Raw genomic sequence first — 21,290 nt, forward strand, 5'->3', positions numbered from 1 at the left:
TAGCAACCCGCGCCCGAATATAACTGGAAGGATGTTATCTATGGTAGATAAGCAGAATTCACAAGGTCTATATACTCCAGAATTGGAGCATGACGCTTGTGGTATCGGTTTTGTTGCTCATCTTAAGAACCGCAAATCTCACGCTGTTGTTACTCAAGCACTCGACATGCTTGCTCGTATGGAACACCGTGGTGGTCAAGGCTGTGATCCATGCAGCGGCGATGGTGCAGGTATCTTATTGCAAAAACCTCATGAATTTCTCTTAGAAGAAACCGTCAAACAAGGCATTACTCTGCCTTCGTTTGAAAAGTATGGTGTGGGTGTGGTGTTGTTCCCGAAGGACGAACACAAACGCGCTCAATGTAGAGACATTCTAGAGCGCAATGCAAAACGCCTTGAGCTTGAAGTCATCGGCTACCGTGTACTGCCTGTTGATAATTCAATGATCGGTGCAGACCCACTGAGCACTGAGCCACAATTTGAGCATGTATTTATCTCTGGTGGCCCTGGTATTAAACCAGAAGAGCTAGAACGTAAACTGTATGTTCTGCGTAACTATACCGTTCGTGTCTGCCTAGAAAGCATTTCAAATATCGGTGACGACTTCTACATTAACTCAATGTCATACAAGACGTTGGTTTATAAAGGTCAGTTAACGACCGAGCAAGTACCTCAGTACTTCCTAGATTTACAAAACCCTACCATGGTTACTGCACTAGCCTTGGTTCACTCTCGCTTTTCTACCAATACGTTCCCACGTTGGCGCCTCGCCCAACCGTTCCGTTATATTGCCCATAATGGCGAAATCAATACGGTTCGCGGTAACTTAAACTGGATGAAAGCACGTGAAGCGATCATTGAATCCGATCTTTTCACTAAAGCAGAAATCGACATGCTGCTGCCTATCTGTCAAGAAGGTAGCTCAGATTCATCTAACTTTGATATGGCGCTTGAGCTATTAGTTCTTTCTGGACGTAGCTTGCCTCATGCATTGATGATGATGATCCCTGAAGCATGGCAAGAAAACAAAAACATGGATCCAACACGTCGAGCGTTCTATCAATACCACGCTAACGTAATGGAACCATGGGATGGCCCTGCATCAGTTTGTTTCACCGATGGTGTTCAAGTAGGTGCAACGCTAGACCGTAACGGCCTGCGTCCATCTCGTTACACAGTGACTAAAGATGACTTCCTAGTCATGGCATCTGAATCTGGTGTTGTAGAAATTGAACCAGAGAACGTTGAGTTCCGTGGTCGTCTACAACCGGGTCGTATTTTTGTTGCTGACCTTGAACAAGGCCGCATCATTTCAGATGAAGAAGTGAAAGACGACATCGCTAAAGCACAGCCTTATGAGCAATGGGTTAAAGACAACCTATTGAGCTTGAAAGAGCTGCCAGAAGCCGATAACTCTCACTCTCAGCCTTCACCTGAACGTCTACTGCATCATCAGCAAGCTTTTGGTGTGAGTTCTGAAGAAGTCAACGAGATCATTGTTCCTCTGGCAAAAACTGGCTACGAGCCACTTTCAGCCATGGGTGCCGATTGGCCGTTAGCGATTTTGTCGCACCAATCTCAGCACCTTTCAAACTACTTTAAGCAGCTGTTTGCTCAAGTAACCAACCCACCGATCGATCCGATCCGTGAGCGCATGGTTATGTCGTTAAATACGTACTTAGGTAAAGACCAAAACCTACTTGCAGAAACGCCTGAACACTGTCAAAAAGTTGAGCTTGAGTCGCCAGTATTATCAAACGCGGAATTAGAAAAACTGCGCGCGATTGATAACGAGCACTTACAAGCTAAAACGCTGGATATCGTATTCCGCGCAAGCGAAGAAAAAGGCAAGCTAGAGCGCGCTCTTAAACGTGTTTGTCAATACGCTGAAGATGCCGTAAACGACGGTTACTCTATCATCCTACTGACTGACCGTGCCGTTAACTCAAACCACGCAGCGATTCCAGCAATGCTGGCCGTAGGCGCAGTTCACCATCACCTAATTCGTAAAGGATTACGTGCGAAGTGTGACATCGTGATTGAGACTGGCGATGCTCGTGAGACGCACCATTTCGCCACATTAGTTGGTTACGGTGCTAACGCTGTTAACCCATACTTAGTGACTGAAACCATCATTGATCTTCAGCGTACTAAGAAGCTAGACCCATCACTATCAGCAGAAGCACTATTCGATAACTACCGTAAAGGTGTTAACGGCGGTCTACTGAAAATCTTCTCGAAGATGGGCATTTCCACGCTTCAGTCTTACCATGGTGCTCAAATTTTTGAAGCGCTTGGTATCAGCAAATCAGTGGTTGATAAGTACTTCACTGGTACGGTTACTCGTATCGAAGGCTTAACCATTGATGATATTGCAAAAGAAGTATTAGTTCGTCACCGCCTTGGTTACCCGACACGTGAAATCCCAGTCCAAGTATTGGATGTTGGTGGTGTTTACCAATGGAAACAACGTGGTGAAAAACACTTGTTTAACCCAGAGACCATTTCTTTATTACAAGAGTCTACTCGCAATAAAGATTACTCTCAGTTTAAGCAATACGCACAAGCCGTCGATGCTCAAGGCGACAACGCAGCAACACTGCGTAGCCAGCTAGATTTCGTTAAAAATCCAGCAGGTTCTATTCCACTTGAAGAAGTAGAACCAATCGAAAGCATCTTGAAGCGCTTTGCTACCGGTGCCATGTCATTCGGTTCAATTTCTTATGAAGCGCACTCAACACTGGCTGTCGCGATGAACCGCATTGGCGCGAAATCGAACTCTGGTGAGGGTGGTGAAGATCCAGCACGTTTTGAACCGAAAGAAAACGGCGATTGGGAACGCTCTGCTATCAAGCAGGTTGCTTCTGGTCGATTCGGCGTAACGTCTTACTACCTAACTAACTCTGATGAAATTCAGATTAAAATGGCTCAAGGCGCGAAACCGGGTGAAGGCGGACAACTTCCTGGCGATAAAGTAGATGACTGGATCGGTGCAACACGTCACTCGACTCCTGGCGTCGGCCTAATTTCACCACCGCCACACCATGATATTTACTCAATCGAAGATTTGGCTCAATTGATCTACGATCTGAAAAATGCCAACCGTGATGGCCGTGTTAACGTTAAGCTCGTGTCTGAAGCCGGTGTTGGTACGATTGCCTCTGGTGTAGCAAAAGCTAAAGCCGATGTAGTACTGATTGCAGGTTTTGATGGCGGTACTGGTGCATCACCAATGTCATCGATTCGCCACACAGGTCTACCATGGGAGCTAGGGCTGGCGGAAACGCACCAAACTCTGCTGAAAAACGGTTTGCGTAACCGTATCGTTGTTCAGTCTGATGGCCAAATGAAAACGCCACGCGATTTAATCGTAGCGACGTTGTTAGGTGCTGAAGAGTGGGGTGTGGCAACGGCGGCATTGGTTGTTGAAGGCTGTATCATGATGCGTAAGTGTCATAAAAACACCTGCCCTGTTGGTATCGCAACACAAAATAAAACACTGCGTGAGCGCTTTGATGGCCGCGTAGATGATGTCGTGACGTTCTTCCAATACATGGCAGAAGGCATGCGCGAAGTAATGGCTGAACTTGGTTTCCGTACTATCGAAGAGATGGTTGGCCAATCACATAAGCTAAAAGTGCGTGAAGACATCAAACACTGGAAATATAAAAACCTAGATTTAACGCCTGTTCTGCACATTGAACCGGCTCGTGACGAAGACGGTATTTATAACCAGACACAGCAGAACCATAATCTTGAAGACGTTCTGGATCGTAAGTTAATCCAAGCGGCGATTCCTGCGTTAGAAAAAGGCGAAGCCGTTACCGCTGAGTTCCCTATCATTAACACTGACCGCTCTGCGGGCACCATGCTGTCGAACGAGATTTCGAAAGTGTATAAAGATAAAGGTCTACCAAAGCCAATGAACGTTAAGTTCTACGGCAGTGCTGGCCAATCCTTTGGTGCATTCCTAGCGAAAGGCGTTAAGTTTGAAGTAGAAGGCGACGCGAATGACTACTGGGGTAAAGGACTATCTGGCGGTACGCTAGTACTGTACCCAGACACCAAATCGACCATCGTTGCAGAAGACAACATCGTGGTTGGTAACGTCTGTTTCTATGGCGCAACGTCAGGTGAATCTTTCATCCGTGGTATGGCTGGTGAGCGTTTCTGTGTTCGTAACTCAGGCGCGAAAGTCGTTGTTGAAGGTATTGGCGACCACGGTTGTGAATACATGACAGGCGGTGCAGCAGTTATCCTAGGCTCTACTGGTCGTAACTTTGCGGCAGGTATGAGTGGCGGTGTTGCGTATGTTTGGGATAAAGCGGGTGATTTTGAAACCAAGCTTAATGCTGAACTGGTCGACCTAGACCCAATCGAACAAGAAGATAAAGATCTTCTATTAGACATGCTAACGAAACATGTGAAATTCACAGGAAGTGAAGTTGCACAGTCTTTCCTAGACAATTTTGAAGCTAGCTTAGCCTCTTTGGTTAAAGTGATGCCGCGTGACTACAAAGCGGTGCTACAAAAACGTAAAGCGGAAGCGGCGCAAGCACAAACGGAACAAGTGGAGGCAGTATAATGGGTAAGCCTACTGGATTTTTAGAACATGGTCGCGAGCTTCCAAAGAAGCTCGACCCGTCCGTTCGAATTGAAGACAACAAAGAATTCGTACTCAACGACGAATTTGGCGAAAAAATCGGTACTCAAGCATCACGTTGTATGGACTGTGGCGTACCGTTTTGTCACAGCGGTTGTCCTATTGGTAACATCATTCCTGAGTTTAACGATGCGGTTTATCGTGATAGCTGGGAAGAAGCTTGGAACATTCTAAGCTCTACCAATAACTTCCCTGAGTTTACCGGTCGTGTATGCCCGTCTCCATGTGAGAGTGCATGTGTGCTTGGTATCAACCAAGATCCAATCACGATTTGTAATATCGAGAAAACCATTGTAGAAACCGCCTATCGCGAAGGCTACGCTAAGCCAAAAATACCGCGCTCTCGCACGGGTAAAACCATTGCGATCATCGGCTCTGGCCCTGCAGGTCTTGCTGCGGCAGAACAACTGAACAGCGCGGGACATACGGTTACGGTATTTGAACGTGACGAGAAAGTGGGTGGATTACTGCGCTTTGGTATCCCTGACTTTAAGCTCGGTATGGATGTGATTGACCGTAAGATCAACCTAATGGCAGACGCTGGTGTTGAGTTCAAAGTCAACCAGCACATTGGTGTTGATGTTAATGCCCAACAGCTTCGTCAAGATTTCGATGTTGTGTTGCTAACGGGTGGCTCTACTGTTCCTCGCGATTTACCAATTCCAGGCCGTGAGCTGAAAGGCGTGCATTTTGCCATGGAGTTCCTTGGGCAAAATAACCGTCGCGCTAACGGCTTAGATCTTAAGACTGAAGAGATCCACGCTAAAGACAAACACATTGTTGTTATTGGTGGGGGTGATACTGGTTCTGACTGTGTCGGCACATCAAACCGTCATAAAGCAGCGAGTATTACTCAAGTGGAGATCATGCCGATCCCACCTGAGAAACGTCCAGCAAATATGCCTTGGCCTCAGTACCCAATGATCATGAAAACAACCACTTCTCACGAAGAGGGCTGTGAGCGTCATTGGAATATTCTGACCAAAGAGTTCATCAGTAATGATAAAGGTGAAGTCACTGGCTTGCGTGTTGCCGACATTGTATGGCAAGACGCGAAACCTGGTGAACGCCCAGGGTTTGAAGAAGTTGCAGCAACTGAACGCGTCATTCCTTGTGATATGGCATTCCTAGCGATGGGTTTCTTACACCCAGAGCCAACCGGTGTGCTTGCTCAACTAGACATAAAACTTGATGAGCGCGGCAATGTAGCAACTGAAGGTTATGCTACAAGCCAAAAAGGCGTATTCGCAGCTGGTGATATGCGCACAGGCCAATCTTTGGTCGTGCGTTGTATCAATGAAGGCCGTGAATGTGCACGCGAAATTGATGCCTACCTCATGGGCGGTACCAATCTAGAAGCCAGAGCGAACTCGCTCATGCTTTCAGCATAAATAACTATAAATAGTTCCTTCCTATTGGCCAACAGATTGTCCTCTGTTGGCCTTTTTTCGTTTTATATCTTTCCTATTGCTCACCGTTTTACTTTAAGCCATCCATCAGCCAGCGCAGAATACGTCTCTTCAATTATCTAGAACCAAAATAAGACCTCTTACCTAATTCCGAGTTATTCCCTAAAAAATCCAGATACACCAAACAAATTGCTGAATACTTGACCTTTAATGTCATTCCCTATACGTTGTAATGTCGGTAAAAACAAATTAGCAACAAAATATTAAAATAAGAATAACGCGATTTACTCGCGCAACCTCATAAGAATCAGTCATTTTCTGCTAGGAAGGCAGTCAGCAAAGGGAGAATTGCAATGACGCTTTACGATCCTTATCTTGAAAAAGATAACTGCGGTTTTGGGTTAATCGCCCACATGAAAGGAAAGCCAAGCCATAAACTCGTTCGCACGGCTATATCCGCACTCGATAGGATGACCCATCGTGGCGGGATCGCTGCGGATGGAAAGACCGGTGATGGCTGTGGTTTATTGCTACAAAAGCCTGACTCCTATTTACGGTTAGTTGCCCAAGAACAAAACTGGAATCTGGGTAAGCAATACGCGATCGGCATGGTTTTCTTCAACCAAGACCCGGTCAAAGCCGCCGCAACCAAAGCCATCATCAATGAAGAATTAGCCAAAGAAACGCTGACCATTGCAGGTTGGCGCTCAGTGCCAACCAATTCCGAAGTACTCGGCCCAATTGCAAAACAGTCTGTCCCGAATATCGAACAAGTTTTTATCAATGCCCCTGCGGGTTGGCAAAACCGCGATATCGAACGCCGCCTTTATATAGCAAGGCGTCGAATAGAAAAACGTATTACCGACGATAACGAATTCTATATTTGTAGCCTTTCCACTCAGGTTATTGTCTTCAAAGGGCTTTGTATGCCCGCAGACCTACCAAGGTTCTATTTAGATCTGGCGGATTTACGTATGGAATCGGCTATTTGCCTGTTCCACCAGCGTTTCTCAACCAATACTCAGCCGAGGTGGCCCTTAGCTCAACCATTTCGCTACCTAGCCCACAATGGTGAAATCAACACCATTGAGGGTAATCGCCAGTGGGCAAAAGCACGAGCTTATAAGTTCAGCTCTCCATTGCTACCCGACTTACACACCGCTGCGCCATTTGTTAATGAAGTCGGCTCCGATTCTTCCAGCCTAGATAACATGTTGGATCTCTTCTTGGCTGGCGGCATGGATATCTTCCGCGCCATGAGAATGCTCGTACCGCCTGCGTGGCAAAACCACCCAGATATGGATGAAGACCTGCGCGCATTTTACGACTTTAACTCCAAGCACATGGAACCATGGGATGGCCCCGCTGGCATCGTATTATCTGACGGCCGTTATGCTGCCTGTAATCTCGACCGAAACGGTCTCCGGCCAGCACGCTACGTCATCACCAAAGATAATCTCATCACCCTAGCCTCAGAAGTGGGCATTTGGGATTACGCTCCCGATGAAGTGGCGGAAAAAGGAAGAGTAGGCCCTGGCGAATTGCTGGTAGTCGATACCAAAGAAGGCAAGCTATGGTTATCTGATGAGATAGATAATGACCTAAAAAATAGACATCCATACAAACAGTGGATGCAAGAAAACGTCCATCGACTAACGCCATTTTCTGAACTCGGTGAAACTAAAATAGGTCAACGACAGTTTGAAGACAGCCAGCTAAAAGTCTATCAAAAACAATTTGCGATGAATCGTGAAGAAATTGATAGCGTATTACGGGTTTTAGCCGACATGGGCCAAGAAGCAACTGGCTCTATGGGCGATGACGCCCCAATGGCGGTGTTGTCATCTAAAGAACGTCTAATAACCGATTACTTCAGACAAAAATTTGCACAAGTAACCAACCCACCGATCGATCCTTTACGAGAAAAACACGTGATGTCTTTGGCCACCAGCATCGGCCAAGAGATGAATGTATTTTGTGAAACCGACGGCCACGCACACCGAGTAAGTTTTGACTCCCCTATCCTTCTCTACTCAGACATGCAGCAATTGCTGGAGTTGGACAAAGCGTATTATCAACACTATCTGCTAGACATCAACTTTGACTCGGCAGCCGTTTCATTAGAAAACGCTATTTTGACTCTGTGCGACCAAGCCGAAATCGCGGTACGTGATGGTTCCGTTTTGATTGTGCTCTCGGATCGAGCAATCACAAAGGGCAGCCTACCGATTCCAGCAGCGATGGCTGTGGGCGCGGTACAAACTCGATTGGCCAATGCTAACCTTAGGTGTGATGCCAATATCATTGTTGAAACGGCTACTGCTCGAGATCCGCACCAATTTGCCGTCTTACTTGGCTTTGGTGCGACCGCTATATACCCGTATTTAGCCTATGAAACTCTAGCAAAAATTATCGACGATGCGGTCATTGATAAAAGCTATGCCCAAGCGATGCTTAACTATCGTAACGGCATCAACAAGGGGTTATTTAAGATCATGTCCAAAATGGGCATTTCCACCATCGCCTCTTATCGTTGCTCACAACTATTTGAAGCGGTGGGGCTGCACGATGATGTGGTTAACTTATGTTTTAGTGGAGTATCAGCCCGTATTCAAGGGGCAAGCTTCCCTGAATTCCAACAAGATCTTATTAACCTTGGCCGCAAAGCCTGGGCAAAACGTAAACCTATTGATCATGGTGGCTTACTAAAGTATGTGCATGATGGCGAGTTCCACGCCTACAACCCCGACGTGGTCAGCACGTTACAAACGGCTGTAAAATCTGGTGATAAACAAGATTACCAAAGCTATGCAAAACAAGTTAACTCTAGGCCCGTCACGACACTACGGGACCTAATGCAATTGAAGATGTCAGAACATCCCTTAGCACTGGAACAAGTTGAACCCAACTCAGAGCTATTCAAACGCTTTGACTCTGCAGCAATGTCTATCGGAGCATTAAGCCCTGAAGCACACCAAGCCCTCGCAATCGCAATGAACCAATTGGGTGGATACTCAAACTCCGGTGAGGGCGGTGAAGATCCGGCTCGTTTTGGCACTAATCGAAACTCTCGAATCAAGCAAATTGCATCCGGTCGTTTTGGTGTCACCCCCCACTATTTAACCAACGCAGATGTACTGCAAATAAAAGTCGCACAAGGGGCAAAGCCCGGAGAAGGAGGTCAATTACCTGGCCATAAAGTAACGGCTGAAATCGCCAAACTTCGTCATTCTGTGCAAGGCGTAACCTTGATCTCTCCTCCACCACATCATGATATCTACTCCATTGAAGATTTAGCTCAGCTGATCTTCGATTTAAAACAAGTGAACCCAGAGGCCTTAGTCTCGGTCAAGTTAGTATCAGAGCCGGGGGTTGGCACCATAGCAACTGGTGTAGCCAAAGCCTACGCTGATCTCATTACCATTTCAGGCTACGATGGCGGCACGGCAGCAAGCCCAATCACCTCCGTAAAATACGCAGGTAGCCCATGGGAGCTTGGCTTAGCGGAAACTCAACAAGCACTTGTTGCAAATGGGTTACGGCATAAAATACGCCTTCAAGTTGATGGCGGATTAAAAACTGGATTGGACGTCGTCAAAGCCGCGATTTTAGGGGCTGAAAGCTTCGGATTTGGCACGGCACCTATGGTCGCTATCGGCTGTAAGTTCTTACGTATCTGCCATTTAAACAACTGCGCTACGGGTGTAGCAACGCAAGATGAAACCCTAAGAAACACCTACTTTAAGGGCTTACCTGAAATGGTCGTCAATTACTTCACTGGTCTCGCGGATGAAGTTCGTGCATTGCTATCAGAACTGGGAGTAGAAAAACTCACCGACCTGATTGGCAGAACTGATTTACTTGAAGTCATTGAAGGGAAAACAGCAAAACAAACCAAGCTCGATCTTTCACCCATCTTAGCGGCCCCAGTTTCACCTGAAAATCATCCCGTATTTTGGAGTGAACCCAACGCACCATTTGACCGAGCTGAGCTCAACAGCAAAATTGTTGACGACGCACAGCAAGCCGTACAAAAAAGACAAAGCACCAGCCTCTACTATGACGTGATCAATACAGACAGATCTATCGGTGCTCGTTTGTCTGGTGAAATTGCCAAGCGGTATGGCAACCAAGGTTTAGCAGCTAGCCCAATTAAAATCCATCTTAATGGCACGGCAGGTCAATCCCTTGGGGTCTGGAATGCCGGTGGTGTTGAACTCTATCTAACAGGCGATGCGAACGATTATGTTGGCAAAGGCATGGCGGGTGGCAAAATTGTTATTCACCCTCACGTCGGCACGACCTTTAAATGTAATGAAGCAACCATCATAGGCAATACCTGCTTATATGGCGCAACTGGTGGCAAGTTGTTTGCTGCGGGTAAAGCAGGCGAACGATTTGGTGTCAGAAACTCAGGCACCATTTCGGTCATCGAAGGGGCCGGTGACAATGCATGCGAATACATGACAGGGGGCATTATTGCCATTCTTGGAGCCACAGGGGTCAACTTTGGCGCGGGCATGACCGGTGGGTTTGCCTATGTTTTAGATGAGAATCAAGACTTCCAAGGCCGCGTAAACGCCGAGTCGGTAGAAGCCGTTGCTTTAAGTGAACTGCCCATCCACCAAGAACATCTTCGTGGCTTAATCGCAGAACACCTAGAGCTGACCCACTCAGCACATGCAGAGCACATCCTAGCTAATTTTGACGAATGGATTCCTCAATTTTACTTGGTGAAACCCCATGCCTCAGAACTCAGCACCTTACTCGGGCATCAAAGCCGAAGCGCCGCTGAATTACGTGTGCAAGCACAGTAATGGAACATCTTAAGGAGCAAGAAAGATGAGCCAAAATGTCTACCAGTTTATCGATGTACAACGCGTCGATCCGGCCAAAAAGCCAATTAAGATCCGTAAGATCGAGTTTGTAGAAATATACGAACCGTTTACGAAACAACAAGCCACTGCACAAGCCGATCGATGTCTGGATTGTGGTAACCCCTATTGCGAATGGAAATGCCCGGTTCACAATTACATTCCCCAATGGCTAAAGCTCGCCAATGAAGGAAGAATCATCGAAGCGGCAGAACTTTCTCATCAAACCAACAGCTTGCCTGAAGTATGTGGCCGCGTGTGCCCACAAGATCGCTTATGTGAAGGCTCATGTACGTTAAACGATGATTTCGGTGCCGTAACCATAGGCAACATTGAAAAGTACATCACCGATAAAGCGTTCAAAATGGGTTGGAAGCCCGATCTATCTGAAGTTGAGTGGACCGATAAAAGAGTCGCCATAATTGGTGCGGGCCCTGCAGGGCTAGCGGCAGCCGATGTATTAGTTCGAAATGGCGTAAAACCGGTCGTGTTTGATCGCTATCCTGAAATTGGCGGCCTGCTTACGTTTGGTATTCCCTCTTTTAAGTTAGAAAAAGAGGTCATGACCAATCGCAGAAAGATATTCTCTGACATGGGGGTAGAATTTCAACTCAATGTCGATGTGGGTAAAGACATTTCACTGCAATCACTCATTGATGACTATGACGCTGTTTTCCTCGGTGTCGGCACCTATAAAAACATGCGAGCAGGGTTAACCAACGAGGATGCTGATGGTGTGTTTGATGCCCTGCCATTCTTGGTGTCTAACACATACAAAGTCATGAACCTGACCAATAGCGAGCCTTATGTCGATATGGCAGGCAAGCGCGTCATCGTTCTCGGTGGTGGCGACACAGCTATGGACTGTGTCAGAACTTCCATTCGCCAAAATGCCAAACACGTTATTTGTGCTTACCGCCGCGATGAAGAAAACATGCCCGGTTCCAAACGAGAAGTGAAAAATGCAAAAGAAGAAGGCGTTGAGTTTCAATTCAACTTGCAGCCTCTGAGCATTGAAGTGGATGCTCACGGTCAGGTATCAGGCGTTAAGGTTGTTAAAACCGCGCTTGGAGAACCCGATGCCGCAGGTAGAAGGAAGCCAGAACCTGTCGCTGGCAGTGAACATATTTTACCCGCTGATGCGGTTATTATGGCTTTTGGCTTCCAACCACACCCAATGCCATGGTTAGAACCCTTTGGTGTAGAGCTTGATCAGTGGGGAAGAATTAAAGCCCCATCAGACCAAGCCTTTGCATTTCAAACCAGCCATGAGAAAATATTTTCTGGCGGAGATGCCGTACGTGGCTCAGACTTAGTCGTTACTGCCATTGATGAGGGTCGCAAAGCGGCTGAAGGCATCATAACATACTTAGATATCTAACTTAGGCGTCAAGTCAGGAAACGTGAAAGGCGAAATACTCAGGTGTTTCACCTTTTTGCAAAATCAATATACCTATAAAGGCAAGACAATGGACATGTTAAAAACTCTTTCGGCAACGTTGCTCGTAATCACGTTGAGCGCCTGTAGTAAGAATGTATCAACAATGACGGATAGAACTGCCGCTCCGTGTGCAGACAAACCAAACTGTGTCTCAACACAAGACACCCGCCCTGATTTTCAGTTGGCAACGTATGAGTTAGTGAGTGCTAACACCGATATTGCTGCCGTTGAACAAGTCGCCCTGACCTTACACAACGCCGAGACGGCAGAGCAAACACAAGATTACTTACGTATCGAATGCACCAGCTCGCTGTTTCGCTTTGTGGATGATTTAGAAATTCGAATTCAAGATGACAAGCTACTGGTGCGCTCAGAGTCCCGAACTGGGCATTCTGATTTTGGTGTCAACCGAGAACGTGCAGACACATTGCGTCTTAAATTAACCGAAGCGAACATCATTAAGCCTTAACCTAAAGTTCTACAGCGCCATTTTTCCATGCTACAATTTGCAAAATACCAACCCACAAACATAGAGATAACAGATGAAACTCGGCATTATTGGCGCAATGGAGCAAGAAGTTGCTATTTTAAAATCAGCCCTCACTAACTGTGTAGAAGAATCACGTGGTGGTTGCACTTTTTACACCGGCCAACTTAACGGTGTTGAGGTCATTTTACTTCAATCTGGTATTGGTAAAGTTGCGGCGGCGGTTGGAACAGCACTATTGCTAGAAATCTACCAGCCTGAAGCGGTCATCAATACGGGCAGTGCCGGCGGCTTTGATAGCACATTAAACCTAGGTGATGTGGTTATCTCTACTGAAGTTCGCCACCACGATGCTGATGTAACAGCATTTGGTTACGAAATGGGGCAAATGGCAGGTCAACCAGCAGCTTACCTAGCTGACGAAAAACTGATGCAAGTAGCAGAACAAGCACTTGAAAAAATGACCGATACACACGCTGTACGCGGTCTAATTTGTACTGGCGATGCGTTTGTCTGCAGCGCTGAACGCCAAGAGTACATTCGTAAACACTTCCCAAGTGTTATCGCTGTAGAGATGGAAGCGTCAGCCATCGCTCAAACTTGTCACCAATTCAAAGTACCCTTTGTTGTTGTACGTGCAATTTCTGACGTTGCCGACAAAGAATCTCCAATGAGCTTTGACGAATTCTTGCCTCTTGCTGCAAAAAGCTCATCAGAAATGGTAAGCAACATGGCAGAGATCCTGCGCAAGTAACTCTATGATGGAAGAGCTGTTCGGTAAGCTTTATTCCAACGGTGCCCTACTGGTAATGTGGGGCGCTATCCTATTCCATCTTATTCTTCCTATTCCTAAAGCACTTCATCCTGCAACCTTATGGCATAAATTTGCTGAGATTCTTGCCCACAAAGTAAACTTAAATCACAGCTACAACCAAAGCCATGTTTCAGGCACGCTAGCGTGGGCATTAATGATCCTACCTGCTTGGTTGTTTCTTTGGGCTTTAAAACCCTTAGTTTGGCAGCCACAAGCATTCGAAATGGCACTTCTTTTACTGGCTATTGATTGGCGAAGTAACGAATCTTTAGCGAAACAGTTGATTGAAGCCTTAGGCAAAGAAGACAAAAAACGCGCTCGCAGTGAATTGAAGCCCTTTGTTAATCGTGATACCCGCTCACTTTCTTCTTTGGGCCTTGGCAAAGCAGGGGCGGAAACCTTGATTTTAGGCTACGGCCGAAATGTGGTATGTGTCCTATTTTGGTTTGGTATCGCTGGAGGCACTGGCGCATTTTTGTATCGTTTGATTATGGAACTTGCCAGAGCATGGTCTCCAAGCCGTAGTGAGTACTCACCGTTTGGTTTATTCGCAATTCGCGCTTTAGCCGTTTTAGATTGGCTCCCACTTAAAATATACAGCCTAATGATAACCATAGGGAAAAATGGCTCGTCGACATTGAGCGCGCTCTTTTCTCAGGCGAGACAGTGGCCTTTACCTGGACCGGGTTGGTTACTCACCGCAGTAGGGCACAAACTAGAACTTTCATTAGGTGGTCCCGCAATCTATGGCGATAAAAAAGCAATTCGCCCTAAAGTAGGTGGAAGAATTGCCCCGTCAGCTTTCCATTTAGCACAAATCCAGCATCTACTCGCTTGGCGGATTTGTGGCTGGATACTCATACAAAGCGCCATCATGATCGTGATCTACCAAGGAATATAATGCAATTTTTAACTCGCCTACTAACGCTCACACTCTCTCTTGTTGCACCAACTATCATCAACGCAAAGCCAGTCGAAAGAGTCATATCTCTTGCTCCACACGCAACAGAACTTGCTTATAGCGCAGGGCTTGGCGAGAAGCTTATTGCCGCGAGTGATCACAGTGATTATCCAGAACAAGCAAAACAGTTGGAGCGCGTCGCAAACTACCAAGGCATTAAGCTTGAACGTATCATCACACTACAACCAGATCTAATTATTGCTTGGCCCAATGGCAATCCATCTAAAGAACTCGACAAGCTAAAACAACTGGGCTTTACGGTTTTTGAAACCAAAGCTCACTCGCTCACAGAAATAGCCAACAGCGTCGATGCTCTGAGCCAGTACGCCGAAGACCCATCTATTGGAGCCAAAAATGCAGATGCATTTCGCCGCGAGTTGACCAATTTAAAAGGCGCTTACTCTGTTGATAAAGAAGTCCCGTACTTTTATCAATTAAGTGCCAGCCCAATCATTACCATTGCCCAGAAAGGGTGGCCAAGTGAAGTGTTCCAATTTTGTGGTGGCCGTAATATTTTTGCAGACAGCGCCACTCCCTACCCTCAAGTTGGCATAGAGCAAGTGGTATTAAGGCAGCCAGAAGTAATTTTCACCTCACGACACGCAGTGGTTGATAATGGTCAGTGGGCCAAATGGCACAAGCAAATTCCAGCGGTCGGAAAAGACCAGATATGGAGCCTAAATGCCAGTTGGATTAACCGTCCAACCATGCGCTCACTAAAAGCTATTGTTCAAGTATGCGACTACTTCGAACAAGCAAGGAACAAACTCGACTAAACCGACATTCTCCAGCGCTTAATCTAGGTCATAGTCCAGAGAATTATGCTGAAATAGCGGTCTATTTTAGTCGGAATTATCAACATGATGTCGTACAATTCCCCCAAATTTAAATCACTGTTCTGGATTCGGACCGCACATGGAAATCACTCTTCTATATTTCATTGATATGTTCGGCACCGCCGTTTTCGCAATATCTGGCGTATTATTGGCTGGCCGGTTAAAGATGGACCCTTTTGGCGTTGTAGTTCTCGCCAGTGTGACTGCTATTGGCGGCGGATCAATTCGTGACATGCTACTAGGTGCCACCCCGATTTTTTGGATAAAAGATACTTTGTACATTTGGGTAATTCTAATTACCTGTTTACTTACCTTACTTCTAGTTCGAAGACCTAAACGCGTCCCTTGGTACGTACTGCCAGTATGTGACGCCATTGGTCTGGCCGTCTTTGTCGGAATTGGAGTCGAGAAAGCCTTGCTCTACCAAGACTCTTATCTTATTGCGGTGATCATGGGCGTGCTGACAGGTTGTGGGGGAGGCATCATTCGAGACGTGCTTGCTCGAGAAGTCCCGATGGTGTTACGAAGCGAAGTGTACGCTACGGCTTGTTTGGCTGGAGGTTTAATTCATACCGGTGCACTGCATTTCGGTTTGGATAGCGCCACCGCACTCTTAACGGGCGTATTCATTACACTCGCAATTCGACTTGCCGCTATTCGCTGGCACTTATCGCTGCCAACCTTTGCCCTAAATCGATAGTAATGGTCTGATCAAACCAATTAGTAATGCGGTGCCACGATAAGGTGCCGCACTTTCACTTCTGGTTCACGTACACCAAATAAGATACAGTCAAACTATCATTCCATAATCTCATCATTACTATGCTACTAGAAGGTATCGAGACACTCCTTGTTCTCAGCAAAGAGAAAACCATGAGCCGCACCGGGAGCTTGTTATACATCAGCCAATCGGCTGTGAGTAAACGCATTGCCAACTTAGAAAACAAGCTAGGAAAAAAACTGATTGAACCGAGTGGCCGCCAAGTAAAACTCACCCCTGACGCGGTAGCATTGATAGAGAACATTGGCCCAACATTCAGTGAACTGCGAGGCTTGATCTACGAACAACAGGAACTAGAAGATACCACTGTTATCACCTTAGATAGCTCCAAGTCATTGATAGCCGGTTATTTGGGTAAGATGATGGGAGGATTTCTTCAACAAGACCGATATATCACAATCACGACCAATCACACACCTAGAATCATTGAGCGTGTACAATCTGGTAAAGCGACTCTCGGGTTATGCGCGGGCTTACTGCCTCCTCATCATGGCTTAATGACGTTCCACCTTTTCGATGAACCATTTTATATGGTCAGCGCTCAGCCACTCATTGACCTCCCGCCACGTGTGATCACCAATGATATGACCAACCCAGCTAATTCGTATCAGCTAGCAGCCTTAGCCCGATTCAACATAAAACCGATGATGGAGATGGATGCGTATACTGCTGCCGCCCAGTTAGCGCTAGGTGGAGTCGGGCCCGCTTTGGTGCCGTTATCAATAGTGAAAACACTCAACATCGAGCCAAAAAATCTGTTCCGTTTTCCAGAGCTTGACGGATTAATCCGCCCTATTCATGTCTGTGTTAGGCCGAATAGCTACCGCTCAAATCGTGTTAAAGCACTGATAGAATCCATTGCTGGTGCTGTTCCCAAAGCAGTTTAATTGCCATACTCATCGACATTACAATCACTAGCGGGCGAATCCACTTCTGCCCTTTTGTAACCACGACCTTAGCACCAAGCTGAGCACCAATAAAACCACCAACTGCCATCACTAAGCCAAGCTCCCATATTGGCAACCCTGCAATAATGAAAAATATAAGCGCGGCAATATTAGATGTGAAGTTAAGGATCTTAGTTCGAGCCGTTGCATCAACTAAAGAGAAATGGCCAAGCACAACAAAACAAACGGTAAAAATAGAGCCGGTTCCAGGCCCAAAGAAGCCATCATAAAAACCAACGCTGCCACCAACGCTAAAAGCAAACATCGCCTCTGATATCTTCTTTTTTCCGTCAGATTCTTTAGTTTGTGGTGCTAACAAAAAATACAGTGAAATGGAAATAAGCAGCAATGGAATAACACTAGTAAGCACGCTGGCATCAATATATTGGACCAACTCAGCCCCCACCGCGGAGCCGATAAAGGTACAGACAATAGCCAAGCGCATCTCTTTAACACTCACGATGCCATTACGAACGAAATACCAACTCGCAGAGAAGCTGCCAAATGAGCTTTGCAGTTTATTGGTTGCAAGAGCTTGCGTTGGAGGGATCCCCGCAGCTAACAACGCAGGCAGCGTTAACAAACCTCCACCTCCAGCCATTGCGTCAATAAAGCCAGCGACGCCAGCGACCACAAATAACATTGCCAATATATCGAAAGAAATATCCATATTTTTTTGCCTACCCTCTGCTTATCTTTTTAGGCTATCAGTCACCACCAGGCGGCAACAGCGAAACACGGGCTTTTAATCTATTCCTTTATTTCATCAATTAAATTTCTAGTTCCTTAAACAAAAAAAGCCCGCTCTATTGAGCGGGCTTCATCACTTTAAATCAAATTTTATGCATCAGCTTTGATTTTTGCGTGCAGCTCTTGTACTGACGTTACGCTGGTTTTTGCATCAGCGGTGTGTCCCATACAGGTAGCAAACGCTGCATTAAGCGTTGTTGTGTAGTTCACTTTTTCAGCGAGTGCGCCACGACGAAGTACTTTAGAATCTTCAATCGCTTGACGACCTGCCGCTGTATTCACGATGTAGGTGTACTCATTGTTCTTGATACGGTCAAGAATATGAGGACGACCTTCATGTACTTTGTTTACTAGACGAGGGTTGATACCCGCTTCACCTAGAATAACAGCCGTACCGTGAGTTGCGTCTAACTGGTAACCCAGTTTAGTTAGCTTAGAAGCTAGGTCTACAACACGCTCTTTGTCGCCTTCACGAACAGAAAGAAGTGCACGACCGCCTTCAGGGTAAATGTTGCCACAACCCAATTCAGCTTTAGAGTAAGCCTCAGCAAACGTCGCACCAACACCCATAACTTCACCAGTAGAGCGCATTTCTGGGCCTAATAGTGGGTCAACACCTGGGAACTTGTTGAATGGCAATACCACTTCTTTTACAGAGTAGTAAGGTGGGATGATCTCTTTAGTAAAGCCTTGAGACTCAAGAGATTGACCCGCCATAACACGCGCTGCAATCTTAGCAATCGGCGCGCCAGTTGCTTTAGATACGAATGGCACGGTACGCGCTGCACGAGGGTTTACTTCAATCAAGTAAACTTCGTTGTCTTTAACTGCAAACTGGGTATTCATCAAGCCACGAACACCTAGCTCAAACGCCAGTTTCTCAACTTGCTCACGCATTACATCTTGGATTTCTTCGCTAAGCGTGTATGCAGGTAAAGAACATGCAGAGTCACCTGAGTGAACACCCGCTTGCTCGATGTGCTCCATGATACCGCCAATTACAACGCGCTCACCATCACAGATGGCGTCAACGTCAACTTCAACAGCATCGTCTAGGAAGCTATCAAGTAGAACTGGAGACTCATTAGAAACACTTACCGCTTCGTTGAAGTAGCGACGTAAGTCTTGCTCATCATAGACGATTTCCATCGCACGACCACCCAGTACGTACGAAGGACGTACAACCAATGGAAAGCCGATTTCGCGAGATTTCTCTACCGCTTGCTCCATTGTCGTTACTGTTGCGTTTTCTGGTTGTAGTAGGCCAAGACGGTCTACAGCAACTTGGAAGCGCTCACGGTCTTCTGCACGGTCGATAGCGTCTGGGCTTGTACCAATAATAGGTACACCCGCCGCTTCTAGAGCACGCGCTAGTTTAAGTGGCGTTTGACCACCGTACTGAACGATCACGCCTTTTGGCTTCTCAACACGTACGATTGAAAGTACATCTTCCAGTGTTACTGGTTCGAAGTACAAACGATCCGACGTATCGTAATCAGTAGACACGGTTTCAGGGTTACAGTTAACCATGATGGTCTCGTAACCGTCTTCACGTAACGCTAACGATGCATGAACGCAACAGTAGTCAAATTCAATACCTTGGCCGATACGGTTCGGACCGCCACCCAAGATCATGATCTTGTCTTTATCTGTCGGTTGAGCTTCACATTCTTCATCGTAAGATGAGTACATGTACGCGGTATCTGAAGAGAACTCAGCAGCACACGTATCTACGCGCTTGTAGACAGGGTGAATATCATATTGGTCGCGTAGACGACGAATCTCGCTTTCAGCGACACCAAGAACACTAGACAAGCGTGCATCAGCAAAACCTTTACGCTTCAGCTTATTAAGCACATCTTTGTTCAAGCCAGCAAAACCGCCTGCTTTCACTTGTTGCTCTAGCTGAACGATTTCTTCGATTTGTACTAGGAACCAGCGATCGATTTGTGTCAGGTTGAATACACCGTCAACAGACATGCCTGCACGGAATGCGTCAGCGATGTACCAGATACGCTCTGCACCCGCTTCTTTTAGCTCATGACGAATTTTCGTCAGTGCGTCTGGAGCGTCTAGGTCAACCATTTCATCAAAGCCATTCGCACCAACTTCTAGGCCGCGTAGCGCTTTTTGCAGTGATTCTTGTTGGTTACGACCAATCGCCATAACTTCGCCCACTGACTTCATTTGAGTCGTCAAACGGTCATTTGCACCTGCAAATTTTTCGAAGTTAAAACGAGGAATCTTAGTAACAACGTAGTCAATCGTTGGTTCGAATGAGGCTGGAGTCGCGCCGCCAGTGATGTCATTCATTAGCTCGTCAAGCGTAAAGCCTACAGCCAGCTTCGCTGCAATCTTAGCGATTGGGAAGCCTGTTGCTTTAGAAGCTAGAGCAGATGAACGAGATACACGTGGGTTCATCTCGATGATAACCATACGGCCATCAGCAGGGTTGATACCAAACTGTACGTTTGAACCACCTGTTTCAACACCAATCTCACGTAGAACCGCTAGCGATGCATTACGCATTAGCTGGTATTCTTTGTCAGTTAGCGTTTGAGCAGGTGCCACTGTGATTGAGTCACCAGTGTGGATACCCATTGGGTCAAAGTTTTCAATCGTACATACAATGATGCAGTTATCGTTTTTATCACGAACCACTTCCATTTCGTATTCTTTCCAACCGATCAATGATTCATCGATTAGAAGTTCGTTAGTTGGAGACAAGTCCAAACCACGACGACAGATTTCTTCAAATTCTTCTTTGTTATAAGCGATACCACCGCCTGTACCACCCATCGTAAACGATGGACGAATGATACAAGGGAAACCAACCATTTCTTGAACTTTGTAAGCTTCTTCCATCGTTTTAGCAGTATCAGCAGTCGGACACTCAAGGCCGATAGACTTCATCGCTTTATCGAAACGAGAACGGTCTTCTGCTTTGTCGATTGCATCAGCAGTTGCGCCAATCATCTCAACGCCGAACTCTTCAAGTACGCCGTGTTTCTCTAGGTCTAGAGCACAGTTAAGCGCTGTTTGACCACCCATTGTAGGCAGGACAGCATCAGGCTTTTCTTTTGCAATGATATTACGTACAACCTCCCAGTGAATAGGTTCGATGTATGTTGCATCGGCCATATCTGGGTCAGTCATGATGGTTGCTGGGTTCGAATTTACTAGAATTACTCGGTAACCTTCTTCGCGCAGAGCTTTACAAGCTTGAGCACCAGAGTAATCGAACTCGCAAGCCTGGCCGATAACAATCGGGCCAGCACCTAGAATAAGAACACTTTTAATGTCAGTACGTTTTGGCATTTTCTCTCT

General features: G+C 46.4%; 12 protein-coding genes. 10 read left to right on the top strand and 2 right to left on the bottom strand.

Translation table 11 applies throughout. From position 1 onward, the window contains the following. Window positions 1-40 precede the first annotated feature (40 nt). The 10 genes from gltB (QWZ04_RS08370) to QWZ04_RS08415 all read left to right on the top strand — a co-directional run bounded on the left by gltB (QWZ04_RS08370) (window position 41) and on the right by QWZ04_RS08415 (window position 17,153). The gene (gltB, locus tag QWZ04_RS08370) at window positions 41-4,585 is read left to right on the top strand and encodes a glutamate synthase large subunit (protein WP_290326894.1); all 4,545 of its coding nucleotides are present in this window, start codon (window positions 41-43) and stop codon (window positions 4,583-4,585) included. Beyond that, window positions 4,585-6,054 (top strand): glutamate synthase subunit beta, encoded by a 1,470-nt coding sequence (locus tag QWZ04_RS08375; protein ID WP_290326896.1) that lies wholly within the window; start codon window positions 4,585-4,587, stop codon window positions 6,052-6,054. The genes gltB (QWZ04_RS08370) and QWZ04_RS08375 overlap by 1 nt, the downstream gene beginning before the upstream one ends. A 371-nt stretch (window positions 6,055-6,425) precedes the next feature. Beyond that, complete coding sequence (gltB, locus tag QWZ04_RS08380) at window positions 6,426-10,889, top strand: glutamate synthase large subunit (RefSeq protein WP_290326898.1); 4,464 nt, start codon at window positions 6,426-6,428, stop codon at window positions 10,887-10,889. Window positions 10,890-10,914: 25 nt separating this feature from the next. Then, window positions 10,915-12,327: an FAD-dependent oxidoreductase gene (locus QWZ04_RS08385; RefSeq protein WP_290326900.1), complete on the top strand. Its 1,413-nt coding sequence runs from the start codon at window positions 10,915-10,917 to the stop codon at window positions 12,325-12,327. Between the two features lie 94 nt (window positions 12,328-12,421). After that, window positions 12,422-12,856 carry a DUF1499 domain-containing protein gene (locus QWZ04_RS08390; protein WP_290327075.1) on the top strand — a complete coding sequence of 145 codons (435 nt, stop codon included), beginning with the start codon at window positions 12,422-12,424 and terminating at the stop codon, window positions 12,854-12,856. Between the two features lie 73 nt (window positions 12,857-12,929). Beyond that, the gene (gene mtnN / locus QWZ04_RS08395) at window positions 12,930-13,628 is read left to right on the top strand and encodes a 5'-methylthioadenosine/S-adenosylhomocysteine nucleosidase (protein ID WP_290326902.1); all 699 of its coding nucleotides are present in this window, start codon (window positions 12,930-12,932) and stop codon (window positions 13,626-13,628) included. Between the two features lie 7 nt (window positions 13,629-13,635). Continuing rightward, complete coding sequence (locus QWZ04_RS08400; protein ID WP_290327076.1) at window positions 13,636-14,589, top strand: cobalamin biosynthesis family protein; 954 nt, start codon at window positions 13,636-13,638, stop codon at window positions 14,587-14,589. Beyond that, complete coding sequence (locus tag QWZ04_RS08405) at window positions 14,589-15,425, top strand: cobalamin-binding protein (RefSeq protein WP_290326904.1); 837 nt, start codon at window positions 14,589-14,591, stop codon at window positions 15,423-15,425. Before QWZ04_RS08400 ends, QWZ04_RS08405 begins: the two co-directional genes overlap by 1 nt. A 139-nt stretch (window positions 15,426-15,564) precedes the next feature. Further along, window positions 15,565-16,185, top strand: a complete 621-nt coding sequence (locus QWZ04_RS08410; protein ID WP_290326907.1) for a TRIC cation channel family protein — start codon at window positions 15,565-15,567, stop codon at window positions 16,183-16,185. 122 nt (window positions 16,186-16,307) lie between these two features. Beyond that, window positions 16,308-17,153 (top strand): LysR family transcriptional regulator, encoded by an 846-nt coding sequence (locus QWZ04_RS08415; RefSeq protein ID WP_290326909.1) that lies wholly within the window; start codon window positions 16,308-16,310, stop codon window positions 17,151-17,153. Here QWZ04_RS08415 and QWZ04_RS08420 read toward each other — a convergent pair. Further along, the gene (locus QWZ04_RS08420; protein WP_290326911.1) at window positions 17,104-17,883 is read right to left on the bottom strand and encodes a TSUP family transporter; all 780 of its coding nucleotides are present in this window, start codon (window positions 17,881-17,883) and stop codon (window positions 17,104-17,106) included. The two genes, QWZ04_RS08415 and QWZ04_RS08420, sit on opposite strands and share 50 nt — an antisense overlap. Window positions 17,884-18,053: 170 nt before the next feature. Continuing rightward, the gene (gene carB / locus QWZ04_RS08425) at window positions 18,054-21,281 is read right to left on the bottom strand and encodes a carbamoyl-phosphate synthase large subunit (protein WP_290326913.1); all 3,228 of its coding nucleotides are present in this window, start codon (window positions 21,279-21,281) and stop codon (window positions 18,054-18,056) included. Window positions 21,282-21,290 lie beyond the last annotated feature (9 nt).

Origin of the sequence: Vibrio tapetis subsp. quintayensis (genome assembly GCF_030409945.1) — a bacterium.
In the GTDB taxonomy this organism is placed as follows: Bacteria; Pseudomonadota; Gammaproteobacteria; order Enterobacterales; family Vibrionaceae; genus Vibrio; species Vibrio quintayensis.

Coding starts and splice junctions, on each gene's coding strand:
- gltB (WP_290326894.1), top strand. CDS start 41: ATGGTAGATAAGCAGAATTCACAAGGTCTATATACTCCAGAATTGGAG.
- QWZ04_RS08375 (WP_290326896.1), top strand. CDS start 4,585: ATGGGTAAGCCTACTGGATTTTTAGAACATGGTCGCGAGCTTCCAAAG.
- gltB (WP_290326898.1), top strand. CDS start 6,426: ATGACGCTTTACGATCCTTATCTTGAAAAAGATAACTGCGGTTTTGGG.
- QWZ04_RS08385 (WP_290326900.1), top strand. CDS start 10,915: ATGAGCCAAAATGTCTACCAGTTTATCGATGTACAACGCGTCGATCCG.
- QWZ04_RS08390 (WP_290327075.1), top strand. CDS start 12,422: ATGTTAAAAACTCTTTCGGCAACGTTGCTCGTAATCACGTTGAGCGCC.
- mtnN (WP_290326902.1), top strand. CDS start 12,930: ATGAAACTCGGCATTATTGGCGCAATGGAGCAAGAAGTTGCTATTTTA.
- QWZ04_RS08400 (WP_290327076.1), top strand. CDS start 13,636: ATGGAAGAGCTGTTCGGTAAGCTTTATTCCAACGGTGCCCTACTGGTA.
- QWZ04_RS08405 (WP_290326904.1), top strand. CDS start 14,589: ATGCAATTTTTAACTCGCCTACTAACGCTCACACTCTCTCTTGTTGCA.
- QWZ04_RS08410 (WP_290326907.1), top strand. CDS start 15,565: ATGGAAATCACTCTTCTATATTTCATTGATATGTTCGGCACCGCCGTT.
- QWZ04_RS08415 (WP_290326909.1), top strand. CDS start 16,308: ATGCTACTAGAAGGTATCGAGACACTCCTTGTTCTCAGCAAAGAGAAA.
- QWZ04_RS08420 (WP_290326911.1), bottom strand. CDS start 17,883: ATGGATATTTCTTTCGATATATTGGCAATGTTATTTGTGGTCGCTGGC.
- carB (WP_290326913.1), bottom strand. CDS start 21,281: ATGCCAAAACGTACTGACATTAAAAGTGTTCTTATTCTAGGTGCTGGC.